This window comes from Antrihabitans auranticaus (genome assembly GCF_016481275.1).
GTDB lineage: Bacteria > Actinomycetota > Actinomycetes > Mycobacteriales > Mycobacteriaceae > Antrihabitans.
The window spans coordinates 22,866-40,691 of record NZ_JAEMNW010000005.1 but is presented as its reverse complement, the minus strand read 5'-3'; the positions used below and the strand labels follow the sequence as shown (position 1 = coordinate 40,691).

The following is a 17,826-nucleotide window of genomic DNA, read 5'->3' as shown; positions in this document are numbered from 1 at the left end:
CGAAAGATTCTTCGCCGTAAGGCGAGTTCCGCGCTCCCCCCGGAGCGTGGACCGGCGTCAGCATTGCACGTATCCGCCGACACCGCACAGCGTAACCAGGGCGGTCGCCCGCGGGTTCGCAGGCCCGCAGCATAGGGTGGTGGCACGCACTGCACCGAGGGGAGCGTTCACACACGAATGACGACTAGGCTGACGCCACTGGACGCGGCGTTCTACGCATCCGAGACGAGCAGCGCTCCAATGCATATCGGGTCGCTTGCGATCGTCGAAAATGCGCATGGCGCATTGACTTACGACAAACTTGTCGACATCGTGAACAGCCGTCTGTGTCTGGTTCCGCGCTACCGGCAGAAGGTCCGCGAGGTGCCGCTCGGGTTGGGCCGTCCGGTGTGGGTCGACGACAAAGACTTCGACATCACCTACCACATTCGTCGGTCTGCCCTGCCTACGCCAGGATCCGACGAACAGCTCTACGAGCTCGTCGCGCGCCTGTCCTCGCGTCAGCTGGACCGGACGCTGCCGCTGTGGGAGATGTATCTGGTGGAGGGTCTCGAGGGCGGTCGGTGCGCGATCTTCACCAAGTCGCACTCAGCTCTGGTGGACGGCGACGAGTCGCTCGAGATCGGCCACGTCATTCTCGATTCGAACGAGACGCCGCGTGAAATTGCCGACGACCTGTGGACGCCTGGGCATCAGCCCAACGATGCGACGCTCGCGTTGCAGGCCGTCGCCGACATCGTGTCCCGGCCGGGTGACGGCATCGAGATGGTCCGGCAGACGGCGTCGGATATCGGGGCGCGCGTCGGTGGCACGGTAGCGGCGATCGGCAAGTTCGCAGCGGGTCTGCACTCGCCGCCCGGTGTGGCGCCGCCGAGCCCGCTCAACGCCGCAATCTCGCGTAACCGGCTGTTCGACGTCGCGAAGACCGACCTCGAGGACTACCGCCGCATTCGTCAGCAGTTCGGCTGCTCGATCAACGACGCGATACTGGCCGTCGTGACCGGTGCGTTGCGGACGTGGTTGCAAACCCGCGGTGAGCCGATCGCCGCATACAGTTCGATCCGCGCCTATGTGCCGATGTCGGTGTACGTCGGCGACGCGGGCGCTACGACGGCGAACATCGCGGGCAGCGAACTGTCGTCGTTCCTCATCGACCTGCCGGTGGGCGAGCCGAATCAGGTGATCCGGCTTTCGCACATCTCCCATGCCACCGAGGCGCACAAACGGAACACCCGCAGCGTCACTGCCCGCACGCTCGTGCGGTTGTCGGGCTTCGCGCCGGCGAGTCTGCACGCCATGAGCGTGCGCGCGGCGAGTCGTTACGGGCAGCGGATGTTCAATCTCCTGATCACGAACGCCCCCGGTCCACAGATTCCGATGTACATCGCCGGTGCGCGGATGCTCGAGATGTATCCGGTGTCGCCGCTGCTGAAGAACCAGGCGCTGAGCATCGGCCTGACGTCGTACGACGGCAAGGTCTACTACGGTCTCAATGCCGACCGCGAGACGATGTCGGACGTCGATCTCATGACGACGCTGCTCTACGAATCAATGGAGGGCTTGCTCAATGCCTGTGCGTGAGGGCGGCGCGTGAGGATCTACGTACCGGCAACGATCGCGATGCTGCGCACGCTGGTCACCGATCGTGAATTCGTGCCGATCAACGGCACTGCGTTCGCGGTCACACCGGCTCTGCGGGAGGCATATTCGTCGGGCGACGACGACGAACTCGCCGAGGTCGCGATGGCCGAGGCCGCACGGGCATCGCTACGACTGCTGGCCGCCGAACTCGAGGACGATCCTGCTGGGGTCGTGCACCGGCGGGCGGTCGTTGCGGCCGACGTCGATGACGTGAAATTGCGCCCCGACCTCGACGATTCGGTCGTGCGAGTCCAGGGTCCGATCACGTTCGCGCAGGTGGCGTCGGCTCATGTCGATCTCGCCGAGGCGGAATCCGTCATCGAGAAGGCGATCGGAGTCGTCGATCAGGCAGACCTCGGCGACGTCGATGCCGAGTTCGTGGTCGGCGACGCGGAAGACCACGAACTTGCGTGGTACGCGACGCAGGAGCTGTCCTTTCTGGTGGAGCTACTCTAGGTTACTGCGAAGTAACTTACGATGCCGTAACCTTGTGCCGGAGCTTGGCGTAGGCTGAGGCAACGGATAGGACTGTTTTTATGGGTTTGAAGGACTGGCTCGAGGCGCCGGCGGCCGACGTGGCGGCGCCGCGAATGCCCCGCCTCAACCTTTTGCGCGGTGCCGTAGCGCGGATCACGACTCCGCTACTGCCCGACGACTACCTGCATCTGGCCAACCCACTGTGGTCTGCGCGCGAGTTGCGCGGGCAAATTGTCGAGGTCCGCAAGGAAACCACGGATTCGGCGACGATCGTCATCAAGCCGGGTTGGGGCTTCGATTTCAACTACAAGCCCGGGCAGTACATCGGTATCGGCTTGCTGGTCGGTGGCCGGTGGCACTGGCGGTCCTACTCACTGACCTCGCCACCCACGTCGACCGAGGGAACGAGCCGCGCGCTGCGCGGCCGCGACCGCAAACTTATCTCGATCGCCGTCAAAGCCATGCCGGAAGGTTTCCTGTCGAGCCATATCGTCGGCGGCGTGCCGTCGGGGACGATCGTCCGGCTCGCTGCGCCCAAGGGTGATTTCGCGCTGCCCGACCCGCCACCGCGCAAGATCCTGTTCCTCACCGCAGGCAGCGGTATCACCCCGGTGATCGCGATGCTCCGCACGATGACCAGCAGAGGGCAGCTACCCGACGTCGTTCATGTGCATTCGGCGCCCACCGAAGAGGACGTCATGTTCGGTGCGGAACTCGAGCAGATCGGCTCCGAGCACGAGAACTTCGTGTCGCACGTGCAGTTGACGAGAAAACAAGGGAAGTTTTCGCTCACTTCGCTCGACGAGCTTTTCCCGGATTGGCGTGAGCGGGAAACTTGGGCGTGTGGCCCATTGGCGATGCTCGACGAGATCGAAAGAGTGTGGCGTGACGCCGGCATCTCGGCTCGGCTGCACCAGGAGCGCTTCGAGATCGCTCGGGCGGACACCGATGCACAAGGCGGAACGGTTCGTTTCGCACGCTCTGACCGGGCCGTCGACGTCGACGGTGCAACGACTCTTCTGCAAGCGGGTGAATCGGCCGGTGTGCAAATGCCGTTCGGCTGCCGCATGGGAATTTGCCAAACCTGTGTTGTCCCGCTCACCAAGGGCCACGTACGTGACCTGCGGTCGGGCGAGGAACGGCGCGAGGGCGATCGTATTCAGACCTGTATTTCAGTAGCCGCTGGGGACTGCACGCTCGATCTCTGACGCGGGCGGGCAGCGACGCCACACCCCAGTTATTCACTCGCACGGGCTACCGTGTTCCAAACGCAAAAGGCAATCGGAGGACGCGGTGGCAATCACCGACATCAAACAGTTCGCGCATCTGACCGAGGCTGACGTCGAAGCCCTCGGTCGCGAGCTGGACAACATTCGCCGCGACGTCGAGGAGTCGCGGGGGGTTCGGGATGCGCAGTACATCAGGCGCACCATCCGGCTGCAGCGTTCGCTCGAGATCGCCGGTCGGCTGACGTTGTTCGCCAGCAAGTACCGCCCGGCCTGGCTTGCCGGCACCGCGTTGCTCGCGATCTCGAAGATGATCGAGAACATGGAGCTCGGGCACAACGTCAAGCACGGTCAATGGGACTGGATGAACGATCCCGAGATCCACTCCACGTCGTGGGAGTGGGACCAGGTCGGTCCGTCCGAGCAGTGGCGCCGCGCCCACAACTACAGCCATCACATGTACACGAACATCGTCGGTATGGACGACGACATCGGCTTCGGGATCCTGCGCATGACGCGCGACGAGGAGTGGAAGCCGATCAACTTGGCGCAACCGATCGCCAACCTCATTCTGGCGGCCACCTTCGAGTGGGGCATCGCCCTGCACGATCTGGACAAGCAGCGAGAGCTTATGGGCGTAGATCCCAAGGAGCGCTTCTCCGCGCCGAACAAAGCCTTCCTCGGGAAGGTGGCTCGGCAGATGTCCAAGGACTTCGTCATCTACCCCGCGCTGACCGGTCCCGCGTGGAAGAGCACGATGACCGCCAACCTGACGGCCAACCTCGCTCGCAACCTCTGGGCATACGCGGTGATCTTCTGCGGGCACTTCCCTGACGGCGCCGAGAAGTTCACCGTCGAGCACTTCGAGAACGAGACGCACGCGGAGTGGTACCTGCGGCAGATGCTCGGCAGCGCAAACTTCAATTCCGGTCCGGTCATGGCGTTCATGAGCGGCAACCTCAGTTTTCAGATCGAGCACCACCTGTTCCCCGACCTGCCGAGCAACCGGTACGCCGAGATCTCGGTGCGGGTCCGGGCGTTGTGCGACAAGTACGACCTCCCGTACACGACCGGTTCGCTGGGCAAGCAGTACCTGCTCGCTTTCCGCACGATTCACAAGCTCGCCCTGCCGGACCGGTTCCTCAAGCGGACCGCGCACGATGCTCCCGAGACGTCGTCGGAGCACCGGTTCGCGCACTTGTCCGAGACGGTCAGTGCGCTGCGGATCGACCCGATCACCGGGCAGCGGCGTGGTCTGCGTTCGGCGATGAACGACGCGAAGGCGGCTCTGAAGGAGAAGAAGGCGGAGGCCAAGCTAGCTCTGAAGGTGAAGAAGGCCGAGGCCAAGGCGGCGCTGAAGGAGAAGAAGGCGCAAGGCAGCGCGGCATTGCACGAGAAGAAGGTGCAAGGTCAGGCAGCGTTGTTGGAGAAGAAGGCCCAGGGCCAGGCGGCGCTGCAGGAGCAACGCGCGAAGCATGAGCGTAAGCGCCGTTAGTTCACTCACACCTACGCTGGCGTAACCTACGGGACCGTAACCTACGCTAAAGTAGGTGCATGGCGATCTCGCACATCAAGGAATATGCCCACCTCACCGAGGCGGATGTCGAAGCTCTAGGAATCGAGCTCGATGCTATTCGGCGTGACATCGAGGAGTCCCGGGGCGAGCGCGATGCGCGCTACATCCGCAACGCGATCCGGTTGCACCGGACCCTGGAAATCGGCGGTCGAGCGGTGCTGTTCGCCAGTCTGTTCCCGCCCGCATGGCTGCTCGGTACCGGGATGCTCGGCGCGGCCAAGATCATCGAGAACATGGAACTCGGCCACAACGTCATGCATGGCCAGTGGGATTGGATGAACGATCCGGAGATCCACTCGACCACGTGGGAGTGGGACAACCCGGACCCGTCCAAGCACTGGAAGCAGACGCACAACTACCTCCATCACAAGTACACGAACGTGCTCGGGATGGACGACGACATCGGCTACGGCCTGCTCCGGGTCACGCGCGACCAGCGCTGGAAGCCGTTCTATCTCGGCAACCCCGTGTACAACCTCCTGCTGCAGGTCTTCTTCGAGTACGGCGTCGCGATTCAGCACCTCGAATTGGGCAAAGTTGCGATGGGTCGCGTCGACCGCGACGAGTTCGAGCGCAAGCGCGCGGAAGTCCTCGAGAAGGTCGGCAAGCAGGTCGCGAAGGATTACCTGATCTTCCCGCTGCTCACCGGACCCGCGTTCGTCACGACACTGACCGCGAACTTCACGGCGAACGTCATCCGCAACGTGTGGACCAACGCTGTGATCTTCTGCGGACACTTCCCCGACGGTGCGGAGAAGTTCACGAAGGAAGACATCGACGGCGAGACGCAGGGTGAGTGGTACCTGCGCCAGATGCTCGGTAGCGCGAACTTCGAAGCCGGTCCGATCACCGAGTTCATGAGTGGAAACCTCTGCTACCAGATCGAGCATCACCTCTTCCCGGACCTGCCGAGCAACCGTCTGCGTGAGATTTCGGTGCGCGTGAAGCAACTTGCCGAGAAGTACGACCTGCCGTACACGACGGGTTCGCTGCCGGTGCAGTACTTCAAGTCGTGGCGCACGATCCTGAAGCTGGCACTGCCCAACAAGTACCTGCGCAGCACGGCCGACGATGCGCCCGAAACTGCTTCCGAACGGAAGTTCGCCGACCCGACACCGAAGATCGATCCGGTGACCGGTAAGCGACAGGGTCTGCTGAGCGCGCTGCGCGCCGGTAAGCGCGCCCTGCCGTTCTAGCCGCTACCGGCATAGCTCGAGGCCGCGCACTCCCGCTGGGGTGCGCGGCTTTTGCTGTTCCGACATTCCTGGTTCCGCCAGATTTCCGGCGTGCTGACCGCTAGCGTTCGAGTTGCGCAACGCAAGTGTCTTCGGTGGCCGGCGTGGGAGACGGATACGTGGCAGATGGACCCCTGGCAGATGGACCCCTGGCAGATGGACCCCTGGCAGAGGGATCGCCCTCCGACTCCGTGCTGGCGAGACGGCCGATTCCACCGGTTCCCGCCCGCACCCCGAATCCGATTCGGGCTGCGTTCTCGTCGCGCAAGGCGAAGCGGCGCTGGCCGAACGCGTTGCGTGTCGCTCTGCTTACGGGCACCATCATCGTCGTCGGTTGGCTCGTCGGCGATATGCAGGCAGGCCTGTTCGCGACCCTGGGCGTTTTCACGGCGTCGTACGGCGAGGGCCGCCCATACCGCAACCGCGCGGTCCACCTTGCGTGTATAGCCTTTGCCATCGCCGCAGTCGTGGCCCTCGGCATATGGGCGTCGCCCACACTGTGGACGACTGTTGTGGTGGTATCGGCAATTGCAGCCATCGGCACGTTTCTCTGTACCGCACTGACTGTGGAAGCGCCCGGCGTCTACCTGATCGTGCTGGTCTGCGCATCGGGCACGGGTCTCGCGGATGCGCATGTGAGCCCGATTCGGGTGGGCTTGCTCGCGCTTGCCGGCGGCGCCGCCGCGTGGTCGCTGCAGATGTCGGGAGCACTCTTCGCACCGCGCGGCCCGGAGAAGAACGCGGTGGCCGACGCTGGTGAAGCGGTCGCCGCGTTCGTGGCATCGGTCGGCAGTGCGAGCGAGGAGACCGCGCAGCATCGGGCCGCGCAAGCGCTCTACGGCGCGTGGTCGGTACTGCGGACCCAGCAGCCGGCGAGAGCGAAGCCGGATGCGACGGTAAGTCGCCTCCGGGCGATCAATCGAGAGCTTCATCTGATATTCGCCGACACCATGGGCCTCGCGGCGGGCGGTGCAACACCGTCGGCCGGAGTCGCAGATCGGGCTCGTGAACTGGCTGGTTTCGCGCACACCCCATCCGCCTATCCGGCACCTGTTTCCGAGTGGGAGTCCACGCCGGTCGGCAGGCCGCGCACCTGGGCGGCGCTGCGCGCGGCGTGCAAGCCCGGCTCCCGGGTGCTTGCGCACAGCGCGCGCGTCGGTGTCGCGTCGCTGATTGCTGGAACGATCGCCGCAACGCTGGGTGTGGACCACGTATACTGGGCGATTGCAGCCGCGACGCTGATACTGCACGGCGATCTGAATTGGCTGCAGACCATCCAGAAAAGTCTCCAGCGAGTCGTCGGCACGTTGGCAGGCCTGCTGGTTGCCGGTGCGATACTGCTCAGCTATCCGCAGGGTCTGTGGCTTGCGCTGATCGTTGCTGTCCTCAAGTTCCTGCTGCGCCTGCTGACGATCCGCAATTACACCCTCTCCGTTGTCTTTGTGACGGCTATCGCGCTGACCATGGCGTACGCGGGCCAGCGTGGATTCGATGTCTCGGACGTGCTGCTCGCGCGCGCACTCGACACTGCGATCGGATGCGCCACAGCCTTGGCCGTGTTCGCTGTCACCGCCAGGTTGATGGACACGCGCCGCCTTCCCGATGCGCTCGCCCTGACACTCGAGTCGGTCGGAGCGGTTGGGCACCGTCTCGCGCGCGGCGACGTGACAGCCCCTGACGCGCGGACCGCGCGGCGCGACCTGCACTCGCGCGCCGTGTCCTTGCTTCCGATCGTCGACGCGAGCATCGCCGGGGCATCGAATCAGCGCCGAACAGCAGAACAGTTGTGGCCGGTCGTCGTCGCGACCGAACGGCTGGCGTACCGCATGCTCGTCGCCTGCTGGTCGGTCGAGAGCTCGGGCGCGCCGCCGCCGCTGGATTCCGCGCAAGCGGACGAACTCGACGCGGTGCTGGCCGATCTTGCCCGTGCCGCGGTCACGAAGTCCGCGCCGCAGGCGGGTGGAGCCGTTCCGGAATTTCTCACCGCCGAGGTGCTACAACTGCGGGACTCGCTCGTCTGGTCCAAACCCGGGAGCTGACACCCGACGGCCTGATCACCAGGTTTCGTTGGAGCGCACGGCTTCGAGCAACAGCCTGACCGCACCCACCCGCCGCGCGGACTTTCCTTCAAGGTCGTCTAGCACGCATTCCGGGTCGGCCGGTGGTCCGAGATGGGTACAACCGCGCGGGCAGTCTTCGGCGGCGGCCGCGAGGTCGGCGAATGCCGCGATAACGTCGGGTGGCGAAATATGGGCCAGGCCAAAGGATCTGATACCGGGAGTGTCCACGACCCACCCGCCGCTGGGTAGCGGCAGCGCAACTGACTGGGTCGAGGTGTGCCGGCCTTTGCCGACCCCCGAAACAACACCGACCGCACGAAACGCGTCCGGCACCAACCGGTTTACCAATGTCGATTTGCCGACGCCCGAATGCCCTATGAGCGCAGTGACCTCGGTGGCGAGGAGTTCCTCGATCTCCTCGACGGGTTCGGAACTGCCGCCGAGCACGACTCGCAGATCGAGGTCGGCGAACGAACTCGCGAATGCCGTTTCGGTGTTCAGATCGCTTTTCGTCAGACACAGAATCGGTTCCAGCCCACCGGCGTACGCGGCGATCAGCGCGCGTTCGACGAATCCGGAGCGCGGCGGGGGATCGGCGAGGGCAACCACGATGAGTAATTGCGAGGCGTTGGCGACGACGATTCGTTCGAACGGGTCCGTGTCGTCGGCGGTTCTGCGCAGGACGGTCGTCCGCTCTTCCACACGCACGATGCGTGCCAGCGTGTCCGGCTTACCCGACGTGTCACCGACGATTCCGACGTTGTCGCCGACCACGATCGGTGTGCGGCCGAGTTCCCTGGCGCGCATCGTGACGACAGGACGCTCGGGGTCCCCGCCGAGCACGCAGCCCCAACGCCCGCGGTCGACGGCGACGACCATCGCGGATTCGGCATCGTCATGGGTCGGACGGGTTTTGGTTCGGGGTCGCGAAGCCCTGCCCGGTCGGACCCGGACATCGGATTCGTCGTACTCGCGGCGTCTAGGAGTCACCGGTAAGCATGCGCTCCCACATGTCGACGAAATTGGGTAGTGTCTTGGCCGTCGTGCCGATGTCTTCGATGTCGATACCGTCGATACGCAGTCCGAGAATCGCACCGGCCGTTGCCATTCGGTGGTCGGCATAGGAATGCCAGCGACCACCGCGCAGCGCCGCCGGCGTGATCTCCAGGCCGTCGTCGGTTTCGACGACCCGGCCACCGAGCGCGTTGATCTCGTTGGAAAGTGCTGCGAGACGGTCTGTTTCATGACCACGCAGGTGTGCGATGCCGCGCAGCCACGACGGTGACTCGGCGAGGGCGGCCAGCGCAGCCACGGTCGGGGTGAGTTCGCCGACGTCGTGCAGGTCGATGTCTATGCCCTGCAAGCGTTTCGGTCCGCGAACTGTCAGGACCGATTCGGCGAGTGCGACTTCCACGCCCATGTCCCGCAGGATCTCGCGGATCGCATCGCCGGGTTGCGTGGTCGACGCGGGCCAATGCGGCACGGAGACTTCGCCTTCCGTCACCGCCGCGGCGGCAAGAAATGCGGTCGCGTTCGAGAGGTCGGGTTCGATGTCCCAGTCGACGGCGGCGATCGGACCGGGCAGCACACGCCAGGTGTCGGCGAGGCCGTTGTCGGAAGGCGCTTCGACACCGACGCCCGCGGTGCGCAACATCTCGAGCGTCATCTCGATGTGCGGCATGGACGGCACCGACTTCCCGCTGTGGTGGACGGTCACGCCCTCGTCGAACCGCGCGGCCGACAGCAACAGACCCGAAACGAACTGCGAGGAGCCGGAGGCATCGATCGTGACGTCTCCGCCGCGCAACGAGCCGCTGCCGCGCACCGTGAAGGGCAAGCCGTTGCCGTCGATGTCGGCGCCGAGTGCGCGTAGGCCGTCGAGGATCGTGCCGAGCGGACGCACCCGGGCCTGCGCGTCACCGTCGAACTCGACCGCACCGGTCGCCAGTGCGGCTACCGGCGGCAAGAAGCGCATGACAGTTCCGGCAAGTCCGCAATCGACGGCACCGCCGACCAACGGCGCCGGCGTGACCCGGAGGGTGGGGCCGTCGCCTTCGATTCCCGCGCCGAGGGTGCGCAGCGCCTCGATCATCAGGTTGGTGTCGCGACTGCGCAGTGCGCCGGTGATGGTCGACGGGCCGGCGGCGAGTGCGGCAAGCACGAAGGCGCGATTGGTTATCGACTTGGAGCCGGGCAGCGTCACCGAAGCACGGACAGGGCCAGCCGCACGGGGCGCGCTCCAATAACTCACGGCTACATCTTCGCGCAAAGCCGGCCCGTGCGGTGTCGGTGGGGGCTGGCAGCATGGAGATATGTGCGGGAGATATGCGACGACGGTCGATCCGGGATTGCTCGCGGTGGAACTCGATGCCATCGACGAGACGGACCCGAACGAGGAGCTCTTGCCCGAAGAGGCAGGCCCGAACTTCAACGTTGCGCCGACCACGAAGGTGCTCACCGTCGTGCAGCGCCACGATCGCGAGCATCCCGACGAGGAGGCGAAGCGCCGAATTCGGCGGATGCGCTGGGGCTTGATCCCGCGCTGGACCAAGCCCGCAGAGCCGGGTGTGCCCGCGAAAGGCAAGCCGCTGTTCAACGCGCGTGCGGACGGTGCGGCGACGACGCCGGCGTTCCGGGATGCGTTGAAGACCAAGCGCTGCCTTGTGCCGATGGACGGTTGGTACGAGTGGCTGACCGAACCGGGCGCGGGCGGAAAGGCCGTCAAGGTGCCGTATTTCATGACGCCGCAGGACGGTTCGCGGATCTACATGGCGGGTCTGTGGTCCGTCTGGCGCGACGGGAATGCGCCACCGCTGTTGAGCTGCACAATTCTGACGACCGACTCGGTCGGCGACCTGCAGCGCATCCACGACCGGATGCCGCTGATCATGCCCCGCGAGCATTGGGATCGCTGGCTGGATCCGGACACCGCAGATGTCGCCGGCTTGCTCGAATCGCCGAATGCCGACCTCACCGCCGCACTCGAGATTCGGCCCGTGTCGCCGAAGGTCAACAGCGTCAAGAACAACAGTCCCGAGCTGGTGGAGCAGTACGAGGTCGCCGAGCAGATCAGCCTGCTGTGAGCGCCGCGTCCGCGAGCGCAGAGTTTCAAATCGTCGGCATCCTGCTCATGCGCTGGGATCCGCTCGACCGAGACCCGACATGGTTTCCGGCCGTGTCGACCGACGAGTACGACCGGTTCGCGAGTCCGCTGTACGGCGCACTCGTCGACGGCGCGACTGTGGCCGACATCGTGGCCATGCTCGCGTCGTACGAGGAGGAACTCGACGTTGCGGTCCCGTCGGATCCGGCAAAGCTCGCGCATGTTGCGCGCGAACTTCTCGACTGGTTCGAACGGGCCTGAGTCGGGGCTGCGCCCGACGGTCGTATCGCTGCGTCAGCGGTGCAGGAAGCGGTACATCGCGATCAGCAGGCCGACGATGACGACGAGGTAGACGAGCCGCGACACCACGTATGCGACCGACAGATACGAGGCATCGAACCCGTAGGTCAGCACGAGGGCGGAGAAAGCATCGTCGGCCACATCTCCAGCTTAGGAGTGTTGACCCGCGCACACGTCGGCGATCACGGCCTTGGTCAGAGCAGCCAAATCTTGCGGCGTCAGTTCGATTTCGAGACGGCGCCTGCCAGCGCTGCAGAACATCCGCTCCCAGGTCAGCGCCGAGGAATCGAGCACCGTCGGTAGCAGCCTGCGTTGCCCGAGCGGCGAGATGCCACCGAGTACGTAACCCGTGGTCCGCTGCGCTTTCGTCGGATCGGCCATGACGGCCTTGGCGACTGCGAACGCGCCGGCGACCGACTTGAGCGACAGTTTCGCGGGCACCGGAAGTATTGCGACTGCGAGCTTCCCACCCGACAGCTCGACGACCAGCGTCTTGAAGACCTGCTCGGCGGGCACTCCCAGCGCATCGACAGCTTCGGTGCCGAACGACGACTGTCGCGGATCGTGCGCGTACTCGTGGACCCGGTGCTGCACCTGCTGCGCGACGAGCAGCTTCGTCGCCGGCGTTGCGGTCGCTGCCATGTGGAAACAGTAGAGACGGGTACGGGAACACTTGATCACCAGCAGGTGTTGGAACGGGCACAGTAGTCACGCCGGACCGAAGGGAGTTGCTCGTGCCTGTGCTCTGCGCTGAGCGGCCGATCGAGCGAGAGGTAGATTTGTTGCTCACGGCAATCGAAGGGACACGCGTGCGCGGCGACGAAAGCCCGGCAAACACAGAGACACCCAGCGAACCAGCTCCGGCCGCTGGACTTTCCGACGCGGAATTGACGGAGGCGTTCGAGCGCGAGGCGTTGCCGCTGCTCGATCAGCTCTACGGCGCGGCCCTGCGGATGACCCGCAATCCGGCCGATGCGGAGGACCTCGTTCAGGAGACCTACGTCAAGGCGTACTCGGCGTTCCGGTCCTTCCGGCAGGGGACGAATCTGCGTGCCTGGATGTACCGGATCCTGACCAATACCTATATCAACTCCTACCGGAAGAAACAGCGCCAACCAGCGCAGTATCCGACGGACGAGATCACCGACTGGCAGCTCGCCGCGACCGCGGAGCACACGTCGACCGGTCTGCGTTCGGCAGAGGTCGAGGCGCTCGACGCTCTTCCGGACGACGACATCAAGAAGGCCTTGCAGGAGCTGCCAGAGGAGTTCCGCATGGCCGTTTACTACGCGGATGTCGAAGGATTCCCGTACAAGGAGATCGCGGAGATCATGGGTACGCCCATCGGCACCGTCATGTCGCGTCTGCACCGCGGACGCAAGCAGTTGCGCGGCCTGCTCGCTGAGGTCGCGAAGGAACGTGGATTCAATCGCAACGGCGCGGTCGACGAGGCGATCGCCGCGGAGCAGGAGGTTTCGTCGTGAGCGACGAGGAATTCGACGACTACCGACTCGACTGCTCGGCCGTCATCGCCGACGTCTGGCTGATGCTCGACAACGAATGCGATCAGGCCAGCCGGGAGCGGTTGCAGTATCACCTCGACACGTGCGGTTCCTGCCTGGAGGCGTACGGGATCGAAGAGCAGATCAAGAGCCTGCTCAGCCGTAAATGCGGCGGCGAACGAGCACCGGAGAGCTTGCGGCAGCGGCTGTCGATCGAGATCCGGCGGACCGTCGTGATCCAGCAAACGGACGTCGAGAGCTGACGCGAAATCAACGAAGGGCCGGAAAGCAGCGCTTTCCGGCCCTCATTTTTGCGTCAGCTGTTCGGACGCTTGCCGTGGTTGGCTTTGTTCTTCTTGCGGTCACGCTTCTTACGGCCACGCTTGCCCATGGACTTCTCCCTTCTGTTTGAACGTGATTCTTTCACGTGTGGTTGGCTGTAGCTCCACAGGCTTGTTCGAAAGAGGTGTTCGAATGGCAGAAGATGTCCGCGCGGAGATGGTCTCGACCGTGTTCGAGGTCGTCGCCAGCACCGGTGACGAGGTCGCGGTGGGCGACACACTCGTTGTGCTGGAGTCGATGAAGATGGAAATTCCGGTGTTCGCCGAGGTGGCAGGCACAGTCACAGCACTCGACGTCAAGGTCGGTGACGTGATCCAGCAGGGTGACCTCATCGCCGTGATCTCCTGATCGAGCCGCCGTGTCCACACTGAGTGAACTCCTTGCCGAGCACACCGACCTGCCAGGTGCCGCCGTCGACCACCTCCAGCGCGTTGTGGGGGACTGGCAACTGCTCTCCGATCTGTCGTTCGCCGACCTCCTGCTCTGGGTCGGCAGTGGACCGGTCAGCGAGGGCAGTCCGGTCGTCTGTGTTGCACAGTGCCGCCCGACGACAGCGCCGACCGTCATCGTTTCGGACCTGGTCGGCAAGCCCGCATCCGAGTCCGAACATCCGCAGGTGCTGCGGGCGCTGATCGACGGCCACATCGTCCGCGACAGCGAATGCGCCAACGAGAACGATCATCCGCCGTCGGTGCTCCGTGAAGCGATACCGGTCCGCTGCGGCGACGACGTGATCGCCGTCCTTTCGCGCGACACGGACTTCGTGCGGTCCCGGATCCGCAGCACGCTCGAGCTCGCGTACACAGCGTGCGCCGACGACCTCTGCGAGATGATCAGCGACGGCACGTACCCGACTCCGGAGGATCGGGCGGCGACGCACTCGAGTCCGCGCGCAGGCGACGGTTTCATCCGCCTCGACACCGAGGGCAAGGTCGTCTACGCCAGCCCCAATGCCCAATCTGCTTATCACCGAATGGGATTGACCAGTGAGCTGCTCGGTCACGATCTCGCGGCCACGACGCGGTCGCTGATCACCGACCCGTTCGACGCCCAGGAGGTCGTCAGCGACATTCGGGCTGCGCTCGCCGGCCGGACCGGTCGGCGGATGGAGGTCGATGCACACGGTGCGACGGTCCTGCTCCGGACGCTTGTCTTGCGACCGCACGGTGAACTCGCCGGCGCAGCCGTCCTCGTTCGTGACGTCACTGAGGTCAAGCGCCGCGATCGTGCGCTGCTGAGCAAGGACGCGACGATCCGCGAGATTCACCATCGGGTGAAGAACAACCTGCAAACCGTGGCGGCGCTCCTGCGGTTGCAAGCGCGCCGGACGGAGAACGAGGAAGCTCGAGTTGCGCTGACGGAATCGGTTCGACGTGTCACGTCGATCGCGGCGGTGCACGAGATGCTGTCGATGTCGGTAGACGAAGAGGTGGACCTCGACGACGTGGTCGACAGGCTGGTGCCGATGATGGCCGACGTCGCCGCGGTGAGCACGCCGGTCAAGATCAGGCGTGAGGGCAAGCTCGGCGTTTTCTCGGCCGAGCGCGCAACGCCGCTGGTCATGGTCCTGACAGAGCTGGTACAGAACGCGATCGAGCACGCGTTCGACTCGGGCGCGGTGGGCACGGTGTCGATGAAGGCCGAGCGATCGGCGCGGTGGCTCGACGTGGTCGTGCACGACGACGGCCGTGGTCTGCCGCCGGGATTCAGCTTGGAGCGGTCCGATCGGCTGGGTCTGCAGATCGTGCGAACTCTCGTGACCGCAGAACTGGGCGGTTCGATCGGGTTGCATCCGGGCGCCGGTGGGGGCACCGACGCGATTCTTCGGGTGCCGCTGGGCCGCCGCGGCGGAAGGGGCTGAAAAGCCTGTGCGCGGTCGGGGAGTCCATAGACTCCCCAACCGCGCACAGGTTTTGTCTTTCGAGCTTTTGTCCCACAAAAAAGCCCGGCACTTTCGCGCCGGGCTGCTAACTCCCCAGTCGCTAGACCGTAGTACGTGCCCTGGTCCGCGCATTGCGTCGCTTGAGTGCGCGACGTTCGTCTTCGCTCATGCCGCCCCAAACCCCTGCGTCCTGCCCCGACTTCAGCGCCCACGAAAGGCACTCTGCAGTCACTGCGCAGCGGTTGCAGACCAGCTTGGCATCGGCGATCTGCGCAAGAGCCGGCCCGCTGTTTCCTACCGGAAAGAACAGCTCGGGGTCTTCATCGCGACAGATTGCCTTGTGGCGCCAGTCCATCCTCTGCTCCTTTGCCGGGTGCATGAAAGCACCATCTCGTTCGTTCGTGTTTACGTGTGCGACGTGAATGTTTCCGCACGGTTGCTTGTGAATGCTTTCACGAACTAGGGATATGTCAATAGGTATGCCGGACCACGTGGGAAAAGTCACTCTGTTAGGCTTCCCTATCGGTAGTCCGCGTTCCTTTTTACCCCGTTAACGACGTTTTTGCACTACAAAGGCAGAATTCGGGGCAAATCAGTGGCGCTGGAACGCGGCCGGAGCAACCACCTCGAGGGTGTCCGGTAGCGACGCGAAGTCGACTTGCTCGCGCATTCCGATGAAATCGCCATCGATTTGCAGCCCGATCGGCGCTGTCGCCGTGATCCGTACGTGATTGACGTCATCGACCCGAAACAGCTTCCGCGACTTGGGTTCTGCCTTGGTGGACAGTAGTTGGCGAGTGACGTTCAAACTCGAAATCAAGCCCGTCGACTGCATCGCGAACACCCCGAGGCCGCCGTCGAACGTGGTACCTGGATTGGTGTGCACGGGACGCTTGTTCAAGTAGGTCCACGGACTCGAGTTCGACACAAACGCGTAATGAACGCCCTCGACAGGTTTCGAATCGGGGACCTCGACGGTGAGCGTGGGATCGTCGAACTGCGTGCGAAAGAACTCCCGAATCGACGTGCGAACGTATCGCGACGGCGTCGCAATGTGACCATTGTTACGACTGTGGTCTATTGATTCGCACACGCGCGCGTCCAGGCCCATACCGGCGTTGAACGTGAACCAGCGGCCGTCGGCATGGCCCAGGCCGATGCGGCGATGGCTGTCCGCCGTCAGCAGATCGATCAGCTGGTTGGTCGCGTCGACAGGATCGGGCGCGATGCCGAGCGACCGCGCGAAGACGTTCGCGCTACCGCCGGGCAACATCGCGATGCGCGGTGTGAAGCTTGCTTCGGGCTGTGGTCCACCGGACAGGTTGGGCTGTGGGAGAAAGCCGTTGATGGCCTCGTTCACGGTGCCGTCGCCGCCGTGGACGACGATCAGATCGAACCGCTCCGCTGCCGCCCACTGCGATAGTTCGGCCGCGTGCCCACGGTGCATAGTGTGCGCGACCACCAGTTCGACCCGGCTTTCGAGGGCGTGCGCGAGTAGATCCCGCGCCGCCGGCGTTGTCGACGTGGCATTGGGATTGACTATCAGCAGTGCGCGCACGGGGCATGAGCCTATCGGCTGCGTTGCAATAGGCTGTCTTCGTGCCCAAATCCACTGCCGTTGCACCGCCCAGGCCCGTGCGCTGGGCCGGGGCGCTTGTCACGACCGAGGGCTCCGTCGCGCTGATCGTTGCGATCGTGCTGGTCGTGCGCGGGTTGACCGGTCACGACCAGAGTCAGGCGAGCGGATTCGGTACCGCGATCTGGTTCGTCCTCCTGGGTGGTGCGGTGCTCGCGGCAGGGATTGCGCTGCTGAGCGGTCGCCGGTGGGGTCGTGGGATCGCCGTTGTTGCGCAGTTCTTGCTGCTACCGGTCGCCTGGGCGTTGCTGACGGATTCCCATCAGCCCTTCTTCGGCGTGCTGCTCGGGGTCGTCGCGCTCGGTTCGCTCGCAGCGTTGTTCACTGCGGCTTCGGTGCGGTGGGCGCAGGGCTACGACACCTGACCCGCACCCAGCTCTGCCAGCGCCGAACCGCTGAGCCGGTAGGTCGTCCATTCGTCCTGAGCGACTGCGCCGAGCGACTCGTAGAACGCGATCGACGGTGCATTCCAGTCGAGTACCGCCCAGCTCAGCCTGCTGTAACCGGATGCGACGCACTCCTGTGCCAGGGTGGTCAGCAGGGCCTTCCCGTGGCCGGCTCCGCGCTGGTCGGGGGTGACGTAGAGATCCTCGAGGTAGATGCCGTGTACGCCGTCCCAGGTCGAGAAGTTCAGGAACCACACGGCGATTCCGACAACCCGGCCGCCCGACTCCGCAACGTGTGCAAATAGCGCAGGCTGCGGGCCGAACAGTGCGCGGTCCATTTGCTCGACCGTGAGGTGGCATTCGGCGCGGGCCTTCTCGTATTCGGCGAGTTCGTAGACCAGGTCGACGATGGCCGCGACGTCGGCTTGGGTGGCGCGGCGGATCACGGATTCACGCAACT

At 64.6% G+C, this 17,826-nt stretch carries 21 protein-coding genes; 13 read left to right on the top strand and 8 right to left on the bottom strand.

Annotation, left to right across the window (positions count from 1 at the left end):
• The first annotated feature begins 177 nt into the window (after positions 1–177).
• The 6 genes from JGU72_RS21680 (at position 178) to JGU72_RS31310 (ending at position 8,194) form a co-directional block, all read left to right on the top strand.
• Entirely contained in the window at positions 178–1,581 is a 1,404-nt protein-coding gene (locus JGU72_RS21680; protein ID WP_199686171.1) for a WS/DGAT/MGAT family O-acyltransferase, read from the top strand.
• 9 nt (positions 1,582–1,590) lie between these two features.
• Positions 1,591–2,097 carry a DUF6912 family protein gene (locus JGU72_RS21675; RefSeq protein WP_463315445.1) on the top strand — a complete coding sequence of 169 codons (507 nt, stop codon included), beginning with the start codon at positions 1,591–1,593 and terminating at the stop codon, positions 2,095–2,097.
• An 80-nt stretch (positions 2,098–2,177) separates the two neighbouring features.
• Positions 2,178–3,326, top strand: coding sequence for a ferredoxin reductase (locus JGU72_RS21670; protein ID WP_199686170.1), 1,149 nt, complete (start codon positions 2,178–2,180; stop codon positions 3,324–3,326).
• Between the two features lie 85 nt (positions 3,327–3,411).
• Positions 3,412–4,839: a fatty acid desaturase family protein gene (locus tag JGU72_RS21665; RefSeq protein WP_199686169.1), complete on the top strand. Its 1,428-nt coding sequence runs from the start codon at positions 3,412–3,414 to the stop codon at positions 4,837–4,839.
• A 59-nt stretch (positions 4,840–4,898) separates the two neighbouring features.
• A complete protein-coding gene (locus JGU72_RS21660; protein ID WP_199686168.1) occupies positions 4,899–6,116 on the top strand; it encodes a fatty acid desaturase family protein in 1,218 nt (405 codons plus the stop codon).
• A 158-nt stretch (positions 6,117–6,274) separates the two neighbouring features.
• The gene (locus JGU72_RS31310) at positions 6,275–8,194 is read left to right on the top strand and encodes an FUSC family protein (protein ID WP_199686167.1); all 1,920 of its coding nucleotides are present in this window, start codon (positions 6,275–6,277) and stop codon (positions 8,192–8,194) included.
• A gap of 15 nt (positions 8,195–8,209) precedes the next feature.
• Here the strand turns inward: JGU72_RS31310 and rsgA are convergent, their stop codons facing one another.
• Positions 8,210–9,205: a ribosome small subunit-dependent GTPase A gene (gene rsgA, locus JGU72_RS21650; RefSeq protein WP_307828551.1), complete on the bottom strand. Its 996-nt coding sequence runs from the start codon at positions 9,203–9,205 to the stop codon at positions 8,210–8,212.
• Positions 9,195–10,466 carry a 3-phosphoshikimate 1-carboxyvinyltransferase gene (gene aroA, locus JGU72_RS21645; RefSeq protein ID WP_307828550.1) on the bottom strand — a complete coding sequence of 424 codons (1,272 nt, stop codon included), beginning with the start codon at positions 10,464–10,466 and terminating at the stop codon, positions 9,195–9,197. The genes rsgA and aroA overlap by 11 nt, the downstream gene beginning before the upstream one ends.
• A gap of 61 nt (positions 10,467–10,527) precedes the next feature.
• Here aroA and JGU72_RS21640 point away from each other — a divergent pair, with 61 nt between their 5' ends.
• On the top strand, positions 10,528–11,298 hold the full coding sequence (locus JGU72_RS21640; protein ID WP_199686165.1) for an SOS response-associated peptidase: 771 nt from the start codon (positions 10,528–10,530) through the stop codon (positions 11,296–11,298).
• Positions 11,295–11,579 carry a hypothetical protein gene (locus JGU72_RS21635; RefSeq protein ID WP_199686164.1) on the top strand — a complete coding sequence of 95 codons (285 nt, stop codon included), beginning with the start codon at positions 11,295–11,297 and terminating at the stop codon, positions 11,577–11,579. Before JGU72_RS21640 ends, JGU72_RS21635 begins: the two co-directional genes overlap by 4 nt.
• Positions 11,580–11,612: 33 nt before the next feature.
• Here JGU72_RS21635 and JGU72_RS21630 read toward each other — a convergent pair whose 3' ends face one another.
• Both JGU72_RS21630 and ybaK read right to left on the bottom strand, forming a co-directional pair.
• Positions 11,613–11,759, bottom strand: a complete 147-nt coding sequence (locus tag JGU72_RS21630) for a hypothetical protein (protein ID WP_199686163.1) — start codon at positions 11,757–11,759, stop codon at positions 11,613–11,615.
• Between the two features lie 9 nt (positions 11,760–11,768).
• Positions 11,769–12,260, bottom strand: coding sequence for a Cys-tRNA(Pro) deacylase (ybaK, locus tag JGU72_RS21625; RefSeq protein WP_199686162.1), 492 nt, complete (start codon positions 12,258–12,260; stop codon positions 11,769–11,771).
• A gap of 92 nt (positions 12,261–12,352) precedes the next feature.
• On the opposite strand from ybaK, the gene JGU72_RS21620 reads away from it, so the two are divergent.
• Both JGU72_RS21620 and rsrA read left to right on the top strand, forming a co-directional pair.
• Positions 12,353–13,102: a sigma-70 family RNA polymerase sigma factor gene (locus tag JGU72_RS21620; RefSeq protein ID WP_307828549.1), complete on the top strand. Its 750-nt coding sequence runs from the start codon at positions 12,353–12,355 to the stop codon at positions 13,100–13,102.
• Positions 13,099–13,383, top strand: a complete 285-nt coding sequence (gene rsrA, locus JGU72_RS21615) for a mycothiol system anti-sigma-R factor (RefSeq protein WP_199686161.1) — start codon at positions 13,099–13,101, stop codon at positions 13,381–13,383. The genes JGU72_RS21620 and rsrA overlap by 4 nt, the downstream gene beginning before the upstream one ends.
• Before the next feature lie 53 nt (positions 13,384–13,436).
• Here rsrA and JGU72_RS31455 read toward each other — a convergent pair whose 3' ends face one another.
• Positions 13,437–13,511: a 50S ribosomal protein bL37 gene (locus JGU72_RS31455; RefSeq protein ID WP_149429506.1), complete on the bottom strand. Its 75-nt coding sequence runs from the start codon at positions 13,509–13,511 to the stop codon at positions 13,437–13,439.
• Between the two features lie 83 nt (positions 13,512–13,594).
• Here JGU72_RS31455 and JGU72_RS21610 point away from each other — a divergent pair, with 83 nt between their 5' ends.
• Together JGU72_RS21610 and JGU72_RS21605 are read left to right on the top strand one after the other, a co-directional pair.
• Positions 13,595–13,810: a biotin/lipoyl-binding carrier protein gene (locus JGU72_RS21610; RefSeq protein WP_199686160.1), complete on the top strand. Its 216-nt coding sequence runs from the start codon at positions 13,595–13,597 to the stop codon at positions 13,808–13,810.
• Between the two features lie 10 nt (positions 13,811–13,820).
• A complete protein-coding gene (locus JGU72_RS21605; RefSeq protein ID WP_199686159.1) occupies positions 13,821–15,323 on the top strand; it encodes a sensor histidine kinase in 1,503 nt (500 codons plus the stop codon).
• A gap of 121 nt (positions 15,324–15,444) precedes the next feature.
• On the opposite strand, the gene JGU72_RS21600 is transcribed toward JGU72_RS21605, so the two are convergent.
• Both JGU72_RS21600 and JGU72_RS21595 read right to left on the bottom strand, forming a co-directional pair.
• Complete coding sequence (locus JGU72_RS21600) at positions 15,445–15,699, bottom strand: WhiB family transcriptional regulator (RefSeq protein ID WP_199686158.1); 255 nt, start codon at positions 15,697–15,699, stop codon at positions 15,445–15,447.
• A 237-nt stretch (positions 15,700–15,936) separates the two neighbouring features.
• Positions 15,937–16,902, bottom strand: coding sequence for a diacylglycerol/lipid kinase family protein (locus JGU72_RS21595; protein WP_199686157.1), 966 nt, complete (start codon positions 16,900–16,902; stop codon positions 15,937–15,939).
• Positions 16,903–16,943: 41 nt separating this feature from the next.
• Between JGU72_RS21595 and JGU72_RS21590 the strand changes: the two genes are divergently transcribed.
• The gene (locus tag JGU72_RS21590) at positions 16,944–17,345 is read left to right on the top strand and encodes a hypothetical protein (protein ID WP_199686156.1); all 402 of its coding nucleotides are present in this window, start codon (positions 16,944–16,946) and stop codon (positions 17,343–17,345) included.
• Here the strand turns inward: JGU72_RS21590 and JGU72_RS21585 are convergent.
• Positions 17,333–17,812, bottom strand: a complete 480-nt coding sequence (locus JGU72_RS21585; RefSeq protein ID WP_374101146.1) for a GNAT family N-acetyltransferase — start codon at positions 17,810–17,812, stop codon at positions 17,333–17,335. The genes JGU72_RS21590 and JGU72_RS21585 overlap by 13 nt on opposite strands.
• Positions 17,813–17,826 lie beyond the last annotated feature (14 nt).